The 19,776-nt window shown below is 53.4% G+C and carries 17 protein-coding genes; 7 read left to right on the plus strand and 10 right to left on the minus strand.

Annotation, left to right across the window (positions count from 1 at the left end; genetic code table 11):
• Positions 1–55 precede the first annotated feature (55 nt).
• A complete protein-coding gene (thiI, locus tag ACWHWP_RS05160; protein ID WP_047347285.1) occupies positions 56–1,504 on the plus strand; it encodes a tRNA uracil 4-sulfurtransferase ThiI in 1,449 nt (482 codons plus the stop codon).
• Between the two features lie 132 nt (positions 1,505–1,636).
• Here thiI and yajL read toward each other — a convergent pair whose 3' ends face one another.
• Together yajL and panE are read right to left on the minus strand one after the other, a co-directional pair.
• Complete coding sequence (gene yajL, locus ACWHWP_RS05165) at positions 1,637–2,230, minus strand: protein deglycase YajL (protein ID WP_264438226.1); 594 nt, start codon at positions 2,228–2,230, stop codon at positions 1,637–1,639.
• Positions 2,193–3,104, minus strand: coding sequence for a 2-dehydropantoate 2-reductase (panE, locus tag ACWHWP_RS05170; protein ID WP_447855175.1), 912 nt, complete (start codon positions 3,102–3,104; stop codon positions 2,193–2,195). Before panE ends, yajL begins: the two co-directional genes overlap by 38 nt.
• Positions 3,105–3,225: 121 nt before the next feature.
• Here panE and ACWHWP_RS05175 point away from each other — a divergent pair, with 121 nt between their 5' ends.
• A complete protein-coding gene (locus ACWHWP_RS05175; protein ID WP_023334701.1) occupies positions 3,226–3,717 on the plus strand; it encodes a YajQ family cyclic di-GMP-binding protein in 492 nt (163 codons plus the stop codon).
• 32 nt (positions 3,718–3,749) lie between these two features.
• Here the strand turns inward: ACWHWP_RS05175 and ACWHWP_RS05180 are convergent, their stop codons facing one another.
• From ACWHWP_RS05180 to ACWHWP_RS05215, 8 genes are all read right to left on the minus strand, one after another.
• Positions 3,750–5,111: an MFS transporter gene (locus ACWHWP_RS05180; protein WP_447855176.1), complete on the minus strand. Its 1,362-nt coding sequence runs from the start codon at positions 5,109–5,111 to the stop codon at positions 3,750–3,752.
• A 148-nt stretch (positions 5,112–5,259) separates the two neighbouring features.
• Complete coding sequence (cyoE, locus tag ACWHWP_RS05185) at positions 5,260–6,147, minus strand: heme o synthase (protein ID WP_013095848.1); 888 nt, start codon at positions 6,145–6,147, stop codon at positions 5,260–5,262.
• 11 nt (positions 6,148–6,158) lie between these two features.
• Positions 6,159–6,485, minus strand: a complete 327-nt coding sequence (locus ACWHWP_RS05190) for a cytochrome o ubiquinol oxidase subunit IV (RefSeq protein ID WP_006176899.1) — start codon at positions 6,483–6,485, stop codon at positions 6,159–6,161.
• Entirely contained in the window at positions 6,485–7,099 is a 615-nt protein-coding gene (locus ACWHWP_RS05195) for a cytochrome o ubiquinol oxidase subunit III (RefSeq protein ID WP_047347281.1), read from the minus strand. Before ACWHWP_RS05195 ends, ACWHWP_RS05190 begins: the two co-directional genes overlap by 1 nt.
• Positions 7,089–9,080: a cytochrome o ubiquinol oxidase subunit I gene (gene cyoB / locus ACWHWP_RS05200; RefSeq protein WP_014168864.1), complete on the minus strand. Its 1,992-nt coding sequence runs from the start codon at positions 9,078–9,080 to the stop codon at positions 7,089–7,091. Before cyoB ends, ACWHWP_RS05195 begins: the two co-directional genes overlap by 11 nt.
• A 16-nt stretch (positions 9,081–9,096) precedes the next feature.
• On the minus strand, positions 9,097–10,044 hold the full coding sequence (gene cyoA / locus ACWHWP_RS05205; protein WP_014882770.1) for a cytochrome o ubiquinol oxidase subunit II: 948 nt from the start codon (positions 10,042–10,044) through the stop codon (positions 9,097–9,099).
• A 478-nt stretch (positions 10,045–10,522) separates the two neighbouring features.
• Entirely contained in the window at positions 10,523–11,998 is a 1,476-nt protein-coding gene (gene ampG / locus ACWHWP_RS05210) for a muropeptide MFS transporter AmpG (RefSeq protein ID WP_447855177.1), read from the minus strand.
• A gap of 46 nt (positions 11,999–12,044) precedes the next feature.
• Positions 12,045–12,623: a lipoprotein gene (locus ACWHWP_RS05215; RefSeq protein ID WP_023310568.1), complete on the minus strand. Its 579-nt coding sequence runs from the start codon at positions 12,621–12,623 to the stop codon at positions 12,045–12,047.
• Between the two features lie 302 nt (positions 12,624–12,925).
• Between ACWHWP_RS05215 and bolA the strand changes: the two genes are divergently transcribed.
• From bolA to lon, 5 genes are all read left to right on the plus strand, one after another.
• On the plus strand, positions 12,926–13,243 hold the full coding sequence (bolA, locus tag ACWHWP_RS05220) for a transcriptional regulator BolA (RefSeq protein WP_013095855.1): 318 nt from the start codon (positions 12,926–12,928) through the stop codon (positions 13,241–13,243).
• A 330-nt stretch (positions 13,244–13,573) separates the two neighbouring features.
• Positions 13,574–14,872, plus strand: a complete 1,299-nt coding sequence (gene tig, locus ACWHWP_RS05225; protein ID WP_014168868.1) for a trigger factor — start codon at positions 13,574–13,576, stop codon at positions 14,870–14,872.
• A 260-nt stretch (positions 14,873–15,132) separates the two neighbouring features.
• On the plus strand, positions 15,133–15,756 hold the full coding sequence (gene clpP / locus ACWHWP_RS05230; protein ID WP_010428105.1) for an ATP-dependent Clp endopeptidase proteolytic subunit ClpP: 624 nt from the start codon (positions 15,133–15,135) through the stop codon (positions 15,754–15,756).
• Positions 15,757–15,883: 127 nt separating this feature from the next.
• Positions 15,884–17,158, plus strand: coding sequence for an ATP-dependent protease ATP-binding subunit ClpX (clpX, locus tag ACWHWP_RS05235; protein WP_024906819.1), 1,275 nt, complete (start codon positions 15,884–15,886; stop codon positions 17,156–17,158).
• Positions 17,159–17,340: 182 nt separating this feature from the next.
• Positions 17,341–19,695: an endopeptidase La gene (lon, locus tag ACWHWP_RS05240; RefSeq protein ID WP_023334706.1), complete on the plus strand. Its 2,355-nt coding sequence runs from the start codon at positions 17,341–17,343 to the stop codon at positions 19,693–19,695.
• Positions 19,696–19,776 lie beyond the last annotated feature (81 nt).

The raw sequence follows: 19,776 nt of genomic DNA on the forward strand, positions 1-19,776 counted from the left end.
CTGTACTCTTTTCCATTACAAGCCTTAATACGCTTGCCTAAGAAACATTGCCGCCATGAAGTTTATCATTAAATTGTTCCCTGAAATCACCATCAAAAGCCAATCTGTGCGTTTGCGCTTTATTAAAATTCTCACCGGGAACATTCGTAACGTATTAAAGCACTACGACGAGACCCTCGCCGTGGTGCGCCACTGGGACCACGTTGAGGTCCGTGCGAAAGACGAAAACAAACGTCAGGATATTCGCGACGCCCTGACCCGTATTCCGGGGATCCACCATATTCTGGAAGTGGAAGACGTCCCGTTCAGCGATATGCACGACATCTTCGAGAAAGCGCTGGTCCAGTACCGCGACCAGATCGAAGGCAAAACCTTTTGCGTACGCGTGAAGCGTCGCGGTAAGCACGAGTTTAGCTCCATTGAAGTGGAACGTTATGTTGGCGGCGGTCTGAACCAGCACGTCGAGTCTGCGCGCGTACGTCTGACCAACCCGGACGTGACCGTCAATCTGGAGATCGAAAACGATCGCCTGCTGCTGGTGAAAGGGCGCTATGAAGGTATCGGCGGCTTCCCGATCGGGACTCAGGAAGATGTTCTGTCTCTGATCTCCGGCGGCTTCGACTCCGGCGTCTCCAGCTATATGCTGATGCGTCGCGGCTGCCGCGTGCATTACTGCTTCTTCAACCTGGGCGGCGCGGCGCACGAAATCGGCGTTCGTCAGGTGGCGCATTACCTGTGGAACCGCTTCGGCAGCTCCCACCGCGTGCGTTTTGTGGCGATCAACTTCGAACCTGTGGTTGGCGAAATCCTTGAGAAAGTGGACGACGGCCAGATGGGCGTTATCCTGAAGCGCATGATGGTGCGCGCGGCGTCCAAAGTGGCCGAGCGCTACGGCGTGCAGGCGCTGGTCACCGGCGAAGCGCTCGGCCAGGTCTCCAGCCAGACGCTGACCAACCTGCGTCTGATCGACAACGTGTCTGATACGCTGATCCTGCGTCCGCTGATCTCCCACGACAAAGAGCACATCATCGATCTGGCGCGCGAAATCGGCACCGAAGATTTTGCCCGCACCATGCCGGAATACTGCGGCGTGATCTCAAAAAGCCCGACCGTCAAAGCGGTGAAGGCGAAGATCGAAGCGGAAGAAGAGAACTTCGATTTTGCCATCCTGGACAAAGTGGTGGAGGAAGCCTCCAACATTGATATCCGTGAGATTGCCCAGCAGACCGAGCAGGAAGTCGTTGAAGTTGAAACCGTGAGCGGTTTTGGTGCCAGCGATGTGATTGTGGATATTCGTTCTATCGATGAACAGGACGCCAGCCCGCTGAACGTCGAAGGCGTTGAGGTGGTTTCTCTGCCGTTCTACAAGCTGAGCACGAAATTTGGCGATCTCGACAAGAGCAAAACATATCTGCTGTGGTGCGAGCGCGGGGTGATGAGCCGCCTGCAGGCGCTGTATCTGCGCGAGCAGGGCTTTGCGAATGTGAAGGTGTATCGCCCGTAGTTTCTTGCGGGGGAGTGTGGCGTGATGCCCTCACCCCGACCCTCTCCCACGGGGAGAGGGCGCAAACATTAAAAACGGCAACCTGGGGTTGCCGTTTTGCTTTTACCTACCGCCACCCGGCTTTTTTATGCACTACTCTTCATAGTAATTATAAATTCCCGCCGGCATCACCAGCGACGATGCCACTTCGTACGCTTTTTCACGCCCGACCAGCAGGTCAATAATCTTCAAGCCAAAATCAATCGCGGTACCTGGCCCCTGGCTGGTCAGCAGGTTGACGCGAGGATCCCAGACCACGCGTTTATCCACCCACTGGTCTTCCGGAATGGTCTCTTTCAGCCCCGGGAAGCCGGTCATGTTGCCGATGGGAAAGATGTCATGCGGAACCAGTACCGTGCCTGCGGCGGCGCAGATGGCTGCGACGATCCGACCTGATAAGTGGAACTGACGCACGGTCTCGACCAGCAGCGGGCTGTCGCGAAAATACTCCGCGCCCTTCAGGCCACCCGGCAGGACGATGATGTCGTAATCCCCGTCCGCCACTTGCACAAGCGGGGCATCCGCGAGGAGCTTCACCCCGCGCGAGCAGGTGACGGCCAGATTACCGTCGCTGGCGACGCTGGCGGTTGTCACGGTGATGCCGCCGCGCACCATTAAATCAATGGTGGTGACCGCTTCTGTCTCTTCGCTACCAGGGGCGAGGCAGATCAGTGCCGACGCGCTCATATTCACTCTCCTTACGTTTAATCAGGTCATACAGACGGGCGTTTTCCGGCACGGCGATACCGTGCGCGCGGGCGCGTTTTAGCAGATAGCCGGTAATGTAGTCGATCTCCGTGTGGCGTAATGCCCGAACGTCCTGCAACATCGAGGAGATGTTTTCTGCAGTACTCTCAATAACCTGCTCAACATAACAGCGTAAATCGTCCGCTGAGGTATGCAGGCCTTCCCGCTCAACGACCGCCGCGACTTCCGCACACAGCGTCGCAACGTCCTGCGGATGATTTTTTAGCTCCCCGTTCGGACAGTCCCACAGCGCCGTCAGCGGATTAATCACGCAGTTTACGGCCAGCTTGCGCCAGAGCTGAGGACGAATATGGTTATGCCAGGCCACGTCCGGCAACACCTTCTGCAGAACATCGGCAAGATAACTGTAGTCCCCATCCTGCGTTCTGGCGGGGCCGATGTGCGTTACGCCGCTGGCGACATGCACGATGATATTTCCGTCGCGGCGGGCGGCGTGTGTGGTCGTCGCCATCAGCAGGGGCTGCGGGACGCTTTTCAGCTCATCGAGCGTCCCCATGCCATTGTGCAGCAGCAGTATGGGGGAAGTGGGGGGGAGCTGCGCGGCCAGTGTTTTCACCGCGTCTGAGACCTGCCACGCCTTGAGCGTCACCAGCAAAAGGTCGCTTTGCGCCAGGAAATCTGGATCGTTGGCGGTAAGCGATTCGTTAAAGATGCTTCCGTCTTCACCAATCAGATTCACGCTGCAATAGGGCTGGGGCACGCGCAGCCAGCCCTGAACCTCATGTCCGTGCTTGCACAGCGCGGTCAGCCACAACTGGCCAAGCGCTCCGCATCCGAGCACTGTAATTTTCATTGTTCCTCCTCACCTGCAACTGCGCCAGGTGTTACAGCTTAATTATACAGCTAAGCTTCTGTTGAGTTATGCCTCGTAGCGGGTATTATGCAACGCAACAAAAGTGAAGGGAGAAGAAAAGATGCCATCTTTCGATATTGTTTCCGAAGTTGATATCCAGGAAGTTCGCAACGGCGTAGAGAACGCAACCCGCGAAGTTGAGTCACGTTTCGATTTTCGTGGCGTTGAGGCGTCGTTTGAGCTGAACGATGCAAATAAGACTATTAAGGTGCTGAGCGAGTCTGATTTCCAGGTGAATCAGCTGCTCGACATTCTGCGCGCCAAGCTGTTAAAACGCGGCATTGAAGGGACGTCTCTGGATGTTCCGGAAGAGTTTGTGCACAGCGGTAAAAACTGGTTTGTTGAAGCCAAGCTGAAGCAGGGCATTGAGAGCGCGGTGCAGAAGAAGATCGTTAAGCTCATCAAAGACAGCAAGCTGAAGGTGCAGGCGCAGATCCAGGGTGAAGAAATTCGCGTCACCGGCAAGTCTCGCGATGACCTGCAGTCGGTGATGGCGCTGGTGCGCGGCGGCGATCTGGGACAGCCGTTCCAGTTTAAAAACTTCCGCGATTAACATAAAAAAGCCCGGTTTAACCGGGCTTTTTTTCAGGCTTTGAGCGTCTGTTCGACCTCAAAGCGGTTGGTCATTTTGCTGTCTATTTTGACGTAAGCGCTGCGTTCTTCCGGCACAATAAGCACCTCTGTCACGCCCTCTTTGGCTTCCAGACGCTGCTTCAGCGCATCGCTAATTTCCACATCATCCGGAATTTCTACCCGCAGGCTGCTCACGTAGCGCGGCTCTTTCATGGTGCTGGCAACCAGCAGCCAGACTGTCGCCAGCAGCGCGCCTGCAAGAAACACGGTTTGCGAATCAAACAGCCCGTCCACCCAGCCGCCAAGTGAGCCGCCGATCGCCACGCCGAGAAACTGGCTGGTGGAGTAAATGCCCATTGCCGTGCCTTTGTAACCGGCGGGGGATTCTTTGCTAATCAGCGACGGGAGCAGGGCTTCCATCAGGTTAAAGGCCAGGAAGAAGAGCTGGACGCCGGCAATCAGTTCCCAGAAGTGCGGGCCGGAACCCCAGAGCACGATCTCGGCAATCAGCAGGACTGCCACGCAGCCCACGAAGACGCGCTTCATTTTGCGCTTCACTTCGGCGTAGATGATAAACGGGACGACGGAGACAAACGAAATCAGCATCGTGACCAGATAAATTTTCCAGTGCTCTGCCGCCGGGAAGCCCGCAGCGGCAAGCTGGCCAGGCAGGGCGACAAAAGTCGACATCAGCAGGATGTGCAGACACATAATGCCAAAATTGAGCTTCAGCAGGCGTGGTTCAACAATCACTTTGCTGAAGCAGCCTTTTACCATCCCCGATTCACGATTGAGGACGTGGTTTTTGCTGTCCGGCACCACCCACAGGGTTAAGGCAATCCCGAGGGTCGCCAGCACGGCAATCATCCAGAACAGGGCGTGCAGGCCAAGCGCATGGGTAATAATGGGGCCCAACACCATCGCAATCGCAAAGGTGACGCCAAAGCTCACGCCGATGAAGGCCATCGCTTTAGTACGGTTCTGCTCGCGGGTTAAGTCTGAGAGCAGCGCCATCACCGCGGCGGCAATCGCGCCAGAGCCCTGCAGGGCACGGCCGAGAATAATGCCCCAGATGGAGTGGGAGAGGGCGGCAATGACGCTACCGAGGACAAAGACCAGCAGCCCGCCGACGATCAGCGGCTTTCGACCCACCCGGTCAGAGAGCAGGCCAAATGGGATCTGGAATACCGCCTGCGCCAGACCGTAAATGCCAATGGCCAGGCCAATCAGCGCCTCGCTGGCTCCCTGCAGCGCCATACCGTACGTGGTCAGAACAGGCAGGACCATAAACATGCCAAGCATCCGTAGCGAGAAGACAGTCCCTAAGCCCCAGGTCGCGCGAAGCTCGCCTGGCGTCATTTTATAATCGTTCATTACCACCTCAGTTCAAAAGCAGGCCATAGTGTAGTGCGGGGAAGGGGCGGGGTAAATAAAGGGTTATTTAACAAATATTACATGCGTTATTAATAGATTCGGTGAATAAAAAAGGGTGCCGAAGCACCCTTTATTCACCTGTTGTGGCTTACCAGACGTAAGTCAGCAGGTTGTGTGAATCCGGCACCATGAAGTCCACGGACATCATAACGGACAGAGAGGTGATGGCGACAATCGAGAACACAAACAGTTTGCGCGCCCAGACTTTGTCATCTTCCACTTTGTAACCGCGCAGCGCCATACCGAGCCACCAGACGCTCACCGCAGCCGCTACCGCCAGATATTTGTATCCAGCGTAACCGCCCAGAGAGAGCATCAGCGTTGCAACAGCAAAGGCGATGATGTAGAGCGTTATGTGGTTTTTAGCAACGGAAATGCCTTTCACGACCGGCAGAACCGGGATGTTCGCTGCCTGATAATCCTTGAAGCGGAAAATCGCGATGGCATAAGAGTGCGGCATCTGCCACAGGCTAAAGATAGCCAGCAGAATCAGCGCACCGCTGTCGAACTCGTTCGTGACCGCGCAGTAGCCAATCACCGGCGGCGCAGCGCCGGAGAGAGAACCAATCAGCGTGCCGTAGACGGAGTGACGCTTCATATACAGGCTGTAAACGCCCACATAAACCACGAACCCCATCACCCCCAGCCAGCAGGCCAGCGGATTAGCACCAAACCACAGCAGCATAAAGCCAGCAATACCCAGCAAGGTGGCGTACACCAGCGAGACGGAAGGGGCGATCAGGCCTTTCACCAGCACCCGATTTTTGGTCCTTTCCATCTTCTTGTCGATATCCATGTCGATGTAGTTGTTAAATACACAACCGGACGCAACAACCAGTGACACACCGACCAGCGTGTAAATAAAGAGGGTGTAATCAATGCTGCCTTTGGAGGCCAGCAGGAACCCTCCGATCACGGAGATCAGGTTGCCAAAGATGATGCCTGGTTTCGTTACTTGCAGGTATTGCTTAAACATACTCGCCGCTCTTAGTGAACCATCATGTTGTAGTTGAGGTTCCACATAATCCAGATGGAACCGACTACCAGGATAGCGATGATAATCACGGTAAAGATGAAGGCCGTCATGTTCCAGCCTTCATCGGACTTGGTGTTCATGTGCAGGAAGCAAACCAGATGCACCAGAATCTGAATCACCGCGGTCACCAGGATTGCACCCAGAATAACCGGTTTAGACGCAGAGCCGCTCATCACCATCCAGAACGGGATCACCGTCAGGATGATCGACAGGATGAAACCTGTCATGTAGGTTTTTACGCTACCGTGGGAAGCGCCATGATCGTTTGAATGACTCATTACATCGCCCCCATCAGATATACAACAGAGAACACACAGATCCACACCACGTCCAGGAAGTGCCAGAACAGACTCAGGCACATGATACGGGTACGGTTAGTGCTGGTCAGGCCGCGACGGGATACCTGGAACATCAGTACCGCCATCCAGATCAGACCAGAGGTTACGTGCAGACCGTGGGTGCCTACCAGCGCGAAGAACGCGGACAGGAAGCCACTGCGATCCGGACCGAAGCCTTCCATGATCAGGTGATGGAATTCATAGATTTCCATCCCGATAAATCCAGCACCAAACAACCAGGTCAACGCCAGCCAGGAAACTACCTGGCTCTTGTTGTTTTTGTACATGGCGATAGCCGCCATGCCGTAGGTGATGGAGCTGAATAACAGCAGTGCGGTTTCAACCAGAACGAACGGCAGTTCAAAGATATCCTTGCCAGCCGGGCCGCCCGCCGTGCCGTTCACCAGAACGGCATAGGTCGCGAACAGACAGCAGAACAGAATGCAGTCGCTCATCAGGTAGATCCAGAAACCGAAGACTTTGGTCGGTCCTGTATCGTGGTGCGCATGTTCATGCGCGTGGGCAGTCGAGTGCGCCAGAGTATCAGTTGCCATTTTTCAGCCCCGCTTTAGAAATCTCGTCGAAATGCTGATTTTCCAGCTTCTCAACTTCACGGACTGGTACGTAGTAGTCCACGTCCTCGTCAAAGCTCTTCACAATCCAGCTGATTACGATGCCGGCGAAGCCAACAATCGCCATCCACCAGATGTGCCAGATCATTGCGAAACCAAATACCGTTGCGAAGGCGGCAATGACAATGCCCGCACCGCTGTTTTTCGGCATGTGGATCTCTTCGTAATGAGCAGGTTGCTTGTATGCTTCACCTTTTTCTTTCATTTCCCAGAATGCGTCGCGCTCATGAACCTGCGGCACAATGGCAAAGTTATAGAAAGGAGGTGGAGAAGAGGTCGCCCACTCCAGCGTACGGCCACCCCACGGGTCACCGGTCAGGTCACGGTTCTGGTCGCGGTCGCGAATAGACACGTAGAACTGAATCAGCTGAGACGCGATACCACAGGCAATCAGCACGGCGCCGCCCGCTGCAACCATCAGCATTGGGTGGAACTGCGGATCGATCTGCTGGCTCAGACGACGGGTCATACCCATGAAGCCCAGCACGTACAGCGGCATAAATGCCACGAAGAAGCCGATGATCCAGAACCAGAACGCGCGTTTACCCCATTTTTCGTTCAGCGTGAAGCCGAACGCTTTTGGCCACCAGTAGGTTACGCCAGCGAAGCAGCCGAAGACCACGCCACCGATGATAACGTTATGGAAGTGCGCAATCAGGAACAGACTGTTGTGCAGAACGAAGTCAGCACCCGGTACAGCCAGCAGTACGCCGGTCATCCCACCTACGGAGAAGGTGACGATGAAGCCGATGGTCCACAGCATTGCTGAGTGGAACACGATACGGCCCTGGTACATGGTGAACAGCCAGTTGAAGATCTTAACCCCGGTAGGGATTGCGATAATCATGGTGGTAATACCGAAGAAGGCGTTTACGTTCGCGCCAGCACCCATGGTGAAGAAGTGGTGCAGCCAAACGATGAACGACAGAACGGTAATACACACGGTTGCCCACACCAGAGAGGTGTAACCAAACAGACGTTTACGCGAGAAGGTTGCCGCGATTTCGGAGAACACGCCGAAAACAGGCAGAACCAGAATGTACACTTCCGGGTGACCCCAGGCCCAAATCAGGTTGATGTACATCATCATGTTGCCGCCCATATCATTCGTGAAGAAATGGGTGCCCAGGTAGCGGTCCAGGGTCAGCAGCGCGATGGTGACAGTCAGAATTGGGAAGGAGGCAATAATCAGGATGTTGGCGCACAGAGATGCCCAGGTAAATACCGGCATCTTGAACATGGTCATGCCAGGGGCACGCATCTTGATAATGGTCACAAAGAAGTTGATACCGGTCAGGGTAGTACCGACACCGGAGAGCTGAAGCGCCCAAATCCAGTAGTCGACGCCAACGCCCGGGCTGTACTCAATTCCTGACAGCGGTGGGTAAGCCAGCCAGCCGGTCTGTGCGAATTCGCCCACGCCCAGTGACAGGTTAACCAGGATTACGCCGACAACCGTGAACCAGAAGCTCAGGTTGTTCAGGAACGGGAACGCAACGTCGCGCGCGCCGATTTGCAGCGGAACGACAACGTTCATCAGACCGATAACCAGCGGCATCGCCACGAAGAAGATCATGATAACGCCGTGGGCGGTAAAGATCTGATCGTAGTGGTGCGGCGGCAGGAAGCCGGCTTCACCCGCAGAAGCGAGTGCCTGCTGGCTACGCATCATGATCGCATCCGCAAAGCCACGAATTAACATGACGATACCGACGATGCAGTACATGATACCGAGTTTTTTGTGGTCAACCGAAGTCAGCCACTCGTTCCACAGGTAGCTCCACTTACCGAAGTAAGTGATTAAGGCCAGTAAGGCCGCGCCACCAATGATAATTGCAGCCACCGTAACCACGATAATCGGTTCATGGTAGGGCACTGCATCCAGTGTCAATTTTCCGAACATTTTCTTCCTCGGCCCCTTAGTGAGCGGTTTCCGCGTGGCTCATGTCCATGCCTTCCATACCTTCGTGCGCGCTGTGCTCGCCTTCAGGCTGGGTCATGTCCATGCTCTTGCCGTGATCCATAAATTTGCCAATAACATCTTTGAACAAATCAGGTTTCACGTTAGAGAAGTACTCCACCTTGTTATATTCGCTTGGTGCAGCCACTTTTTCGAACGCCGCCATGTCAGACATGGTGTTTGGAGACTGCTTCGCTTTTTCAACCCACTGGTCGAAAGCGGCACGGTCTGGCGTTGCAATAGCTTTGAACTTCATACCTGAGAAGCCCGGGCCGCTATAGCTGGCGGAGATACCATCATAGGTGCCTGCTTCATTCGCGATCAGGTGCAGGTTAGTCTGCATACCGGCCATCGCGTAAATCTGGCTACCCAGACGTGGGATGAAGAAGGAGTTCATTACGGAGTTGGAGGTCACTTTGAACTGAACCGGAGTGTTCGCCGGGAAGGCGATTTCATTCACGGTAGCAATACCCTGCTCTGGATAGATGAAGAACCATTTCCAGTCCATGGAGACCACTTCAATGGTAATAGGTTTCTCATCGTGAACCAGCGGTTTGCTTGGCTCAAGTGCGTGAGTGGTTTTCCAGGTCAGTACGGCAAGGAACAGGATGATCAGAATAGGTACCGTCCAGACCACAGCTTCCACTTTATTGGAGTGTGACCAGTTAGGGCTATACTTCGCATCTTTATTGCTCGCACGATACTTCCAGGCGAAACCAACAGCCATCAAAATGGCAGGAATAACCACAATCAACATCAGGCCAAAAGCCGTCAATATCAGTGAACGTTGTTCCAGTCCAATCTGTCCTTTGGGGTCTAGTAGTGCAGAATCGCAGCCACTGAGTAATACAGTGCCCGCGAATAATGACAACCATCCCAAACTTTTATTGTATTTCCCGAGTCTCATTTAACGACCTCAATTCCACGGAGTCTGGTGGCGTTTAAAGTGTGCGGGCATTTTACGGGAAGGTTACATTACTGTAAACATCATTAGGCCTGTGTCAGGAAGGTGTTACCGGGTTCTGCCGCACGTGTCACAAGTGTTGCAAATTATGTCGGTCTTTATGACCGAAGCCGCATGGCGTGGGCTTTATAACGAAAGGACCCCCAAGCATACCTTAAAAGGGGCAATTGGTATAACCATTGTTGAAAATAAACAAAAAATTAACAATTAATTATCAATAAAAAGACATCTAAAAAACGAAAAATCAAACTCTCCTCTGCTGAATCGTTTAATGAAAAATAGCGTTTTGGAAAAGGAGCTAATAATTTCCAAATCCTATCCCGCACAAAACAACAAATATTTTTTTTACCAGTTGTCGGCTATTTCGCCGTTATAATTTCGGTTAGTGATTACAACGGGAAATAACCTTTCGCATTTCTCTTCAGGTCATCTGCGTTTTACGCAACGCCATGAAATCGAGCAGACCCCCGAGCAGGATCCCAGCGACGGCCAGCAGGGCGCCAGCGTCCAGCAGAGGGGCTTCGAGAGGAAGCGCCAGTGACGTGCTGGCATTAATAATGAGCACCACAAGCCAGAGCGCCAGCGCAGCGCAGCCCACCATTAACAGACGTAAGGCAAAACGGTAGGCGCGATGATATTCAGTTCGCGGCATAAAGTGTTCTGTCCGCTGGGTATATTCCAGCGTCTGACGGCAGACCAGCAACAATAAAATCCCCGGCACGGCAGCCACGACCGAGAAGAGATAAAACGTAGGCCACCCGTGAGCTTCAACAAACCAGCCGGCAATCGGACCCACGTAGACGCGGCCAACGGCGGAGAGCGCCGAGAGCAGAGCGAACTGCGTGGCGGAAAACGACTTGTTGCACAGGGTCATCAGCAGGGCGACAAATGCCGCTGTACCCATACCGCCACAGAGATTTTCAAAGAACACCGCGGCGGCCATGCTGATCGTATGTTTATCGGTAACCGACAGTAGCCAGTAGCCTGCATTTGAGGCGCCTTGCAGAATGCCGAAGATCAGCAGCGCGCGGAACAGCGTCAGGCGCTGCATCAATACGCCGCCATAGAGCGCGCCGACGATGGTCGCAAACAGCCCCAGCGTTTTATTCACCATGCCCACTTCACCGGCATCAAAACCGACGCCCCGGATCAGGAAGGTGGTGGTCAGGCTCATTGCAAAGGCATCGCCCAGCTTATAAAGGACGATAAGCAACAGGATCAGCCAGGCGTTGTTGCGACCAAAGAAGTCGCGCAGCGGTTCGGCGACAGCTTGCTCCAGCGAGCGGGGGACCGGGATGATATCACTCGGTTCGGGTGCAAATAACGTAGCGATAATGCAGGGGATAAGCAGGGCCGCCATCAGCCAGTACATGCCCTGCCAGCCGAGGTAGCGGTCGGCCAGCCACAGCGCCAGTCCGCCTGAGACCAGCATCCCGAGGCGATAGCCCAGCACGCTGATTGCCGCACCGGCACCGCGCTCTTCCGCAGGTAACACGTCCGTCTTCCAGGCGTCAAACACGATATCCTGCGAAGCGGAACAGAAGGCAATCACCACCGCGAGCGCGGCCATCCAGCGTAGCTGCGTGGTGGGCTCAAGAAAACCCATCGCCGCAATGGCCAGCAGCAGCAGGATCTGGGTCATCACTAACCAACCGCGACGCCGCCCCAGGAAAGGCGGGGTGTAGCGATCCATGACCGGCGACCACAGGAACTTAAAGACATAGGCCTGACCAACAAGCGAGAAGAAACCGATGGTTTTAAGATCGATGTTCTCAACCGTCATCCACGCCTGTAGCGTGCCGGAAGTGAGCGCGAGGGGTAAACCCGAGGCAAAGCCGAGGATCAGCAGAATGGCTGATTTCGGTTGCTGGAAAATGCGTAAGTAGTGACTGGACATGTTTTTATAAAACTGACCCGGCGATATACCGGGTCAGTTAGCAGGATTAACGCGCGTTTTGCTTGATGAAGTCGTGAATGCTGGTGTCCTGCGCCATATCGGCGATGGTATCTGTCAGCACGCTGTTCACGGCGTTAGCAATGTTCTGGTTAGAGGCCTGGAAAGCACCCTCAACGGAGTAGCTCGCGCGGTAGTTTTTAGTCATCTTGTTGCCATTCTTCGCGGTAGCAATAATGGCGATATCGGCTTTGGTCGCGATGTTGTAGCGCACGTTACCCTGGGAAACGTCAGCGTACAGGTTGTTCACGATGATCTGCAGATCGACCGCGCCGCTTGGGCCAATCATATAGCCGCGAGCCGTCATCTGTTTCTCCAGCACTTCCTGAAGCAGGAAGCGCAGGTCGCGGGACGCGGTGAGCGTAACCTGCTGGTTATCGCGGGTCACTTTTGCCAGCGCCTGATCCTGACGCTGATCGGCACCGTTAATGCTCACGGTGACGCCCATCAGGCTTGGGTCCTGCTGAGGCAGGGTAATTTTTGGTGAGACATCAATGGTGGTAGGCGGGGTAGCACAGCCTGCCAGCATAAAAAGGGCTACCAATGGAAAGAAGAGTTTTTTTAACATTTTAAGGTTCTCACGAATCGTAAGCATAGAGAGAAAAATTGCCGCCATCATAACATTGCCAACGGTCAGGGGAAGTAGTCAACGCATGTAAATTCATCGTCTTGTCTGAAAACTGACCAGCTCACCCTTTTTCTTCTCCCGTGAATGACAAAAGGTATGAGTCTCACAGTGAACTTCATTCCTTTGGATGAGAAAATCAGATGAAAGCTAAATATTTGTTGTCTTGATGTAATGGAAACGGTAAAAGCGGCTAACATTTAAAGGGATGGGTGACATCCTGGCGTTGTCGGAGGAGTAATTTCATGATGATACGTGAGCAGATAGAAGATAAATTAAGGGCAGCGTTCAACCCTGTGTTCCTCGAAGTCGTCGACGAAAGCTATCGTCATAACGTGCCGGCAGGTTCTGAAAGCCACTTCAAAGTGGTTCTGGTTAGCGATCGCTTCACGGGAGAACGTTTCCTGAACCGACACCGCTTGATCTACAGCACCTTGACGGAAGAACTCTCCACAACCGTACATGCTCTGGCATTGCATACTTACACCATTAAGGAATGGGAAGGTTTGCAGGATACGGTTTTTGCGTCACCGCCTTGTCGCGGTGCAGGCACCATCGCCTGATAAATCGGATTTGCAACGGCTGGAGCTTTTCCAGTATGTTGCTAACAGATTTCCTCAAAACGGCCTCCGGGCCGTTTTGTTTTGTCTGAGTTTTGAGCGGATGGAGCGATTTTAAGGCTAAAAATAGCCTTAAAGTGTGAAAAAAGCCGCAGCAACATGCCCCAACCGTTCTCGACTCACCTAAGTGATGCCGCTATAATGCCGCGTCTTATTGAATGTCTTCGGGATGATTCTGGCGACAGGGAATGTGAATCTGCACTAAGAGAGCATCCCGGTATAACAGACAGATTCAGAGTTGACCGAGCACTGTGATTTTTTTGAGGTAACAAGATGCAAGTTTCAGTTGAAACCACTCAAGGCCTTGGCCGCCGTGTAACGATTACTATCGCTGCTGACAGCATCGAAACTGCTGTGAAAAGCGAGCTGGTCAACGTAGCAAAAAAAGTACGTATTGACGGCTTCCGTAAGGGCAAAGTACCAATGAATGTTGTCGCTCAGCGTTATGGCGCTTCCGTGCGTCAGGATGTGCTGGGTGAACTGATGAGCCGCAACTTTATCGATGCGATCATCAAAGAAAAAATCAATCCGGCCGGCGCGCCGAACTATGTTCCAGGCGAATACAAGCAGGGTGAAGACTTCACCTACTCCGTAGAGTTCGAAGTGTACCCGGAAGTTGAGCTGAAAGGTCTGGAATCTATCGAAGTTGAAAAACCAGTTGTTTCCGTGACTGACGAAGACGTTGACGGCATGCTGGACACCCTGCGTAAGCAGCAGGCGAACTGGAAAGAGAAAGAAGGCGCTGTTGACGCGGAAGACCGTGTGACCATCGACTTCACCGGTTCTGTAGACGGCGAAGAGTTCGAAGGCGGCAAAGCGTCTGACTTCGTACTGGCAATGGGCCAGGGTCGTATGATCCCAGGCTTCGAAGACGGTATCAAAGGCCACAAAGCGGGCGAAGAGTTCACCATCGACGTGACCTTCCCTGAAGAGTACCACGCTGAAAACCTGAAAGGGAAAGCAGCCAAGTTCGTCATCAACCTGAAGAAAGTTGAAGAGCGCGAACTGCCAGAACTGACTGAAGAATTCATCAAGCGTTTCGGCGTGGAAGATGGTTCTGTTGCGGGCCTGCGTACCGAAGTGCGTAAAAACATGGAGCGCGAGCTGAACGGCGCTGTGCGTAACCGTGTTAAATCTCAGGCGATCGACGGTCTGGTAAAAGCCAACGAAATCGACGTTCCAGCTGCCCTGATCGACAGCGAAATCGACGTGCTGCGCCGTCAGGCTGCACAGCGTTTCGGTGGCAACCAGCAGCAAGCGATGGAACTGCCGCGCGAGCTGTTCGAAGAGCAAGCTAAACGCCGCGTTGTTGTTGGCCTGCTGCTGGGCGAAGTCATTCGTACCCACGAGCTGAAAGCTGACGAAGAACGTGTGAAAGGCCTGATCGAAGAGATGGCTTCTGCATACGAAGATCCATCAGAAGTGATCGAGTTCTACGGTAAGAACAAAGAGCTGATGGACAACATGCGCAATGTTGCTCTGGAAGAGCAGGCTGTTGAAGCGGTACTGGCGAAAGCGAAAGTGACCGAAAAAGCGACCTCTTTCAACGAACTGATGAACCAGCAGGCGTAATTTCGCCCCAACGGTTTAAAGTTTGAACAGAAAACCCGTTGCCTTGCGGCAGCGGGTTTTTTTTATCGCAGCTTTAGCCCAGGAAGAGTGCTAAAACGCCCTTTCGGTGTTAGCGTAACAACAAAAGGTTGTTATGCTTGAAATAGGGCACTGTGAACCCCATAAGTACGTAATCACGATGAATGAGACTGGCTGATAATCCGTCCGTAAGGTTACAATCAGTACAGCAGGTGTTTTCAATTTTGATCCAGGAGACGGAAATGTCATACAGTGGCGAACGAGATAACTTTGCACCCCATATGGCTCTGGTGCCAATGGTTATTGAACAGACCTCACGTGGTGAGCGGTCTTTTGATATCTATTCCCGTCTGCTCAAGGAACGCGTTATCTTTCTGACAGGCCAGGTGGAAGACCACATGGCTAACCTGATCGTGGCGCAGATGCTGTTTCTGGAAGCGGAAAACCCGGAAAAAGACATTTACCTGTACATTAACTCCCCGGGTGGCGTGATTACAGCAGGTATGTCCATTTATGACACCATGCAATTCATCAAGCCAGATGTAAGCACTATCTGTATGGGTCAGGCTGCATCTATGGGCGCGTTCCTGTTAACAGCAGGGGCTAAAGGTAAGCGTTTCTGCTTGCCTAATTCCCGCGTGATGATTCACCAGCCGCTGGGCGGTTACCAGGGGCAGGCGACGGATATTGAAATCCACGCCCGCGAAATTCTGAAAGTAAAAGCGCGCATGAATGAACTTATGGCGCAGCATACGGGTCAACCACTCGAGCAGATCGAGCGCGATACCGAGCGCGATCGCTTCCTCTCTGCTCCAGAGGCAGTTGAGTACGGCTTAGTCGACTCCGTGTTGACCCATCGTAATTGATGCCCGCGACGCGAGTGTGCCGCTATACTAAGGTAGGGCGGCACTCTGCCTGAGAGCAGCTTGCGTCTTAGAATGGCATTTGCGTCGTCATGTGCGGCACAAAGAACTTAAAAAGAGGTTTGGACTCATGACAGATAAACGCAAAGATGGTTCGGGCAAACTGCTGTACTGCTCTTTTTGCGGCAAAAGCCAGCATGAAGTGCGTAAACTGATTGCCGGGCCGTCCGTGTATATCTGCGACGAATGTGTCGATTTATGTAACGACATCATTCGCGAAGAGATTAAAGAAGTCGCGCCACACCGCGAACGTAGTGCGCTGCCAACGCCGCATGAGATTCGTCATCACCTTGACGACTATGTCATCGGTCAGGAACAGGCCAAGAAAGTGCTGGCAGTAGCGGTATATAACCACTACAAACGTCTGCGTAACGGCGATACCAGCAATGGCGTAGAACTGGGTAAAAGTAACATTCTGCTTATCGGCCCAACCGGTTCCGGTAAAACGCTGCTGGCTGAAACCCTGGCACGCCTGCTGGATGTTCCGTTCACCATGGCGGATGCCACCACCCTGACCGAAGCCGGTTATGTGGGTGAGGACGTCGAAAACATCATCCAGAAACTGCTGCAGAAATGCGATTACGACGTGCAGAAAGCCCAGCGTGGGATTGTTTACATCGATGAGATCGACAAGATCTCGCGTAAATCAGACAACCCGTCCATCACCCGCGACGTATCGGGTGAAGGCGTACAGCAGGCACTGCTGAAGCTGATCGAAGGTACGGTTGCTGCCGTTCCGCCGCAGGGTGGCCGTAAGCATCCGCAGCAGGAGTTCCTGCAGGTTGATACCTCCAAGATCCTGTTCATCTGTGGTGGTGCGTTTGCCGGTCTGGATAAAGTCATCTCCCACCGTGTTGAAACCGGCTCCGGCATTGGTTTTGGCGCAACGGTGAAATCAACGTCCGAAAAACCGAACGAAGGCGAGCTCCTGTCGCAGGTTGAACCAGAAGATTTAATCAAATTTGGCCTGATCCCTGAATTCATCGGCCGTCTGCCGGTTGTGGCAACGCTGAATGAACTGAGTGAAGACGCGCTGATCCAGATCCTGAAAGAGCCGAAAAATGCGCTGACCAAGCAGTATCAGGCGCTGTTCAATCTGGAAGGCGTTGACCTGGAATTCCGTGACGAAGCGCTGGATGCCATTGCCAAAAAAGCAATGATTCGCAAAACCGGCGCGCGCGGCCTGCGTTCTATCGTTGAAGCGGCGCTGCTCGACACCATGTACGATCTGCCGTCGATGGAAGACGTTGAGAAAGTGGTGATTGACGAGTCCGTCATTAGCGGTCAAACCAAGCCGCTGCTGATTTACGGTAAACCGGAAGCGCAGCAGGCATCTGGCGAATAATTCACCAAATCATACAAGCAGTTAATCAAAAAGGGGGGATTTTATCTCCCCTTTACTTTTTCCTTATTCATAGCGTTGAATGTGTGGGAAACATCCCCATATACTGGATACATGTTAATGGTTATGTGAAGCACAGTGACATGACCAGCTTACCTGGCGGACACTAACTAAGAGAGAGCTCTATGAATCCTGAGCGTTCTGAACGCATTGAAATCCCCGTATTGCCGTTGCGCGATGTGGTGGTTTATCCGCACATGGTCATACCCTTATTTGTAGGGCGGGAAAAATCTATCCGTTGCCTCGAAGCCGCTATGGATCATGATAAAAAAATCATGCTGGTGGCGCAGAAAGAAGCATCAACGGATGAGCCGGGTGTAAATGATCTTTTCACCGTCGGGACCGTGGCCTCTATTTTGCAGATGCTGAAGCTGCCTGACGGCACCGTTAAGGTGCTGGTAGAAGGCCTGCAGCGTGCGCGTATTACCACTTTGTCAGACGACGGCGAACACTTCTCTGCGAAGGCAGAGTACCTTGATTCGCCTGAGCTTGATGAGCGCGAACAGGAAGTGCTGGTTCGCACCGCGATTAGCCAGTTTGAAGGCTATATCAAGCTGAACAAGAAAATCCCACCAGAAGTGCTGACGTCACTGAACAGCATCGACGATCCTGCGCGTCTGGCGGACACCATCGCTGCCCATATGCCGCTGAAACTGGCTGACAAACAGTCCGTGCTGGAAATGTCCGACGTTAACGAACGTCTGGAATACCTGATGGCGATGATGGAGTCTGAAATCGATCTGCTGCAGGTTGAGAAGCGTATTCGCAACCGCGTGAAAAAGCAGATGGAGAAATCTCAGCGTGAGTACTATCTGAATGAGCAAATGAAAGCCATTCAGAAAGAACTCGGTGAGATGGACGACGCGCCGGACGAAAACGAAGCGCTGAAGCGCAAGATCGACGCGGCGAAGATGCCGAAAGAGGCGAAAGAGAAAGCGGAAGCTGAACTGCAGAAGCTAAAAATGATGTCTCCGATGTCGGCTGAAGCGACCGTTGTCCGCGGCTACATTGAATGGATGGTGCAGGTTCCGTGGAACGCCCGCAGCAAGGTCAAAAAAGACCTGCGTCAGGCGCAGGAAATCCTCGATACCGACCACTACGGCCTGGAACGCGTGAAAGACCGCATTCTTGAGTACCTCGCGGTACAAAGCCGTGTGAACAAAATTAAAGGCCCAATTCTGTGCCTGGTGGGGCCGCCGGGGGTGGGTAAAACCTCTCTGGGTCAGTCCATCGCCAAAGCGACCGGACGTAAGTATATCCGTATGGCGCTGGGTGGCGTACGCGATGAGGCGGAAATCCGCGGTCACCGCCGTACCTACATCGGTTCTATGCCGGGTAAACTGATCCAGAAGATGGCGAAAGTGGGCGTTAAAAACCCGCTGTTCCTGCTCGATGAGATCGACAAAATGTCCTCGGACATGCGTGGCGATCCGGCCTCGGCTCTGCTGGAAGTGCTTGATCCAGAACAGAACGTGGCGTTCAGCGATCACTACCTGGAAGTGGATTACGACCTGAGTGACGTCATGTTTGTGGCGACGTCGAACTCCATGAACATTCCGGCCCCGCTGCTGGACCGTATGGAAGTGATCCGTCTCTCCGGTTATACCGAAGATGAGAAGCTGAACATTGCTAAGCAGCACCTGCTGCCAAAACAGATTGAGCGTAACGCGCTGAAAGCCAACGAGCTGACCGTAGAGGATAGCGCGATTATTGGCATCATCCGCTACTACACCCGTGAAGCGGGCGTGCGTAGCCTTGAGCGTGAAATCTCTAAGCTGTGTCGTAAAGCGGTGAAACAGCTGCTGCTGGATAAGAGCCTGAAGCACATTGTGATCAACGGCGACAATCTGCATGCCTACCTCGGCGTTCAGCGCTTCGACTACGGTCGTGCGGACAACGAAAACCGCGTTGGTCAGGTGACCGGCCTGGCATGGACGGAAGTGGGCGGCGATCTGCTGACCATCGAAACCGCCTGTGTACCGGGTAAAGGCAAGCTGACCTACACCGGTTCTCTGGGTGAAGTGATGCAGGAATCCATTCAGGCTGCACTGACCGTGGTGCGCGCGCGTGCGGAAAAGCTGGGGATTAACCCTGATTTCTACGAAAAACGCGACATCCACGTGCACGTACCTGAAGGGGCGACGCCGAAAGATGGCCCAAGCGCGGGTATTGCCATGTGTACCGCTCTGGTTTCTTGTCTGACCGGTAACCCGGTACGCGCCGATGTGGCGATGACCGGCGAAATTACGCTGCGTGGTCAGGTTCTGCCGATTGGCGGCTTAAAAGAAAAACTGCTGGCGGCACATCGCGGTGGGATCAAAACCGTATTGATCCCTTACGAAAACAAACGCGATCTGGAAGAGATTCCGGACAATGTGATTGCCGATCTGCAGATCCATCCTGTAAAGCGAATTGAGGAAGTTCTTAGTCTCGCACTGCAGAATGAACCGTCCGGAATGCAGGTTGTAACCGCAAAATAGTGACCTCGCGCAAAGAGCGTCAATAAAAACAAGGCTGGTAAGTCATTTCGCACTTGCCAGCCTTTTTTTGTATAGCTAATT

It is taken from the genome of Enterobacter sp. WI-ESBL-E8, assembly GCF_053364895.1.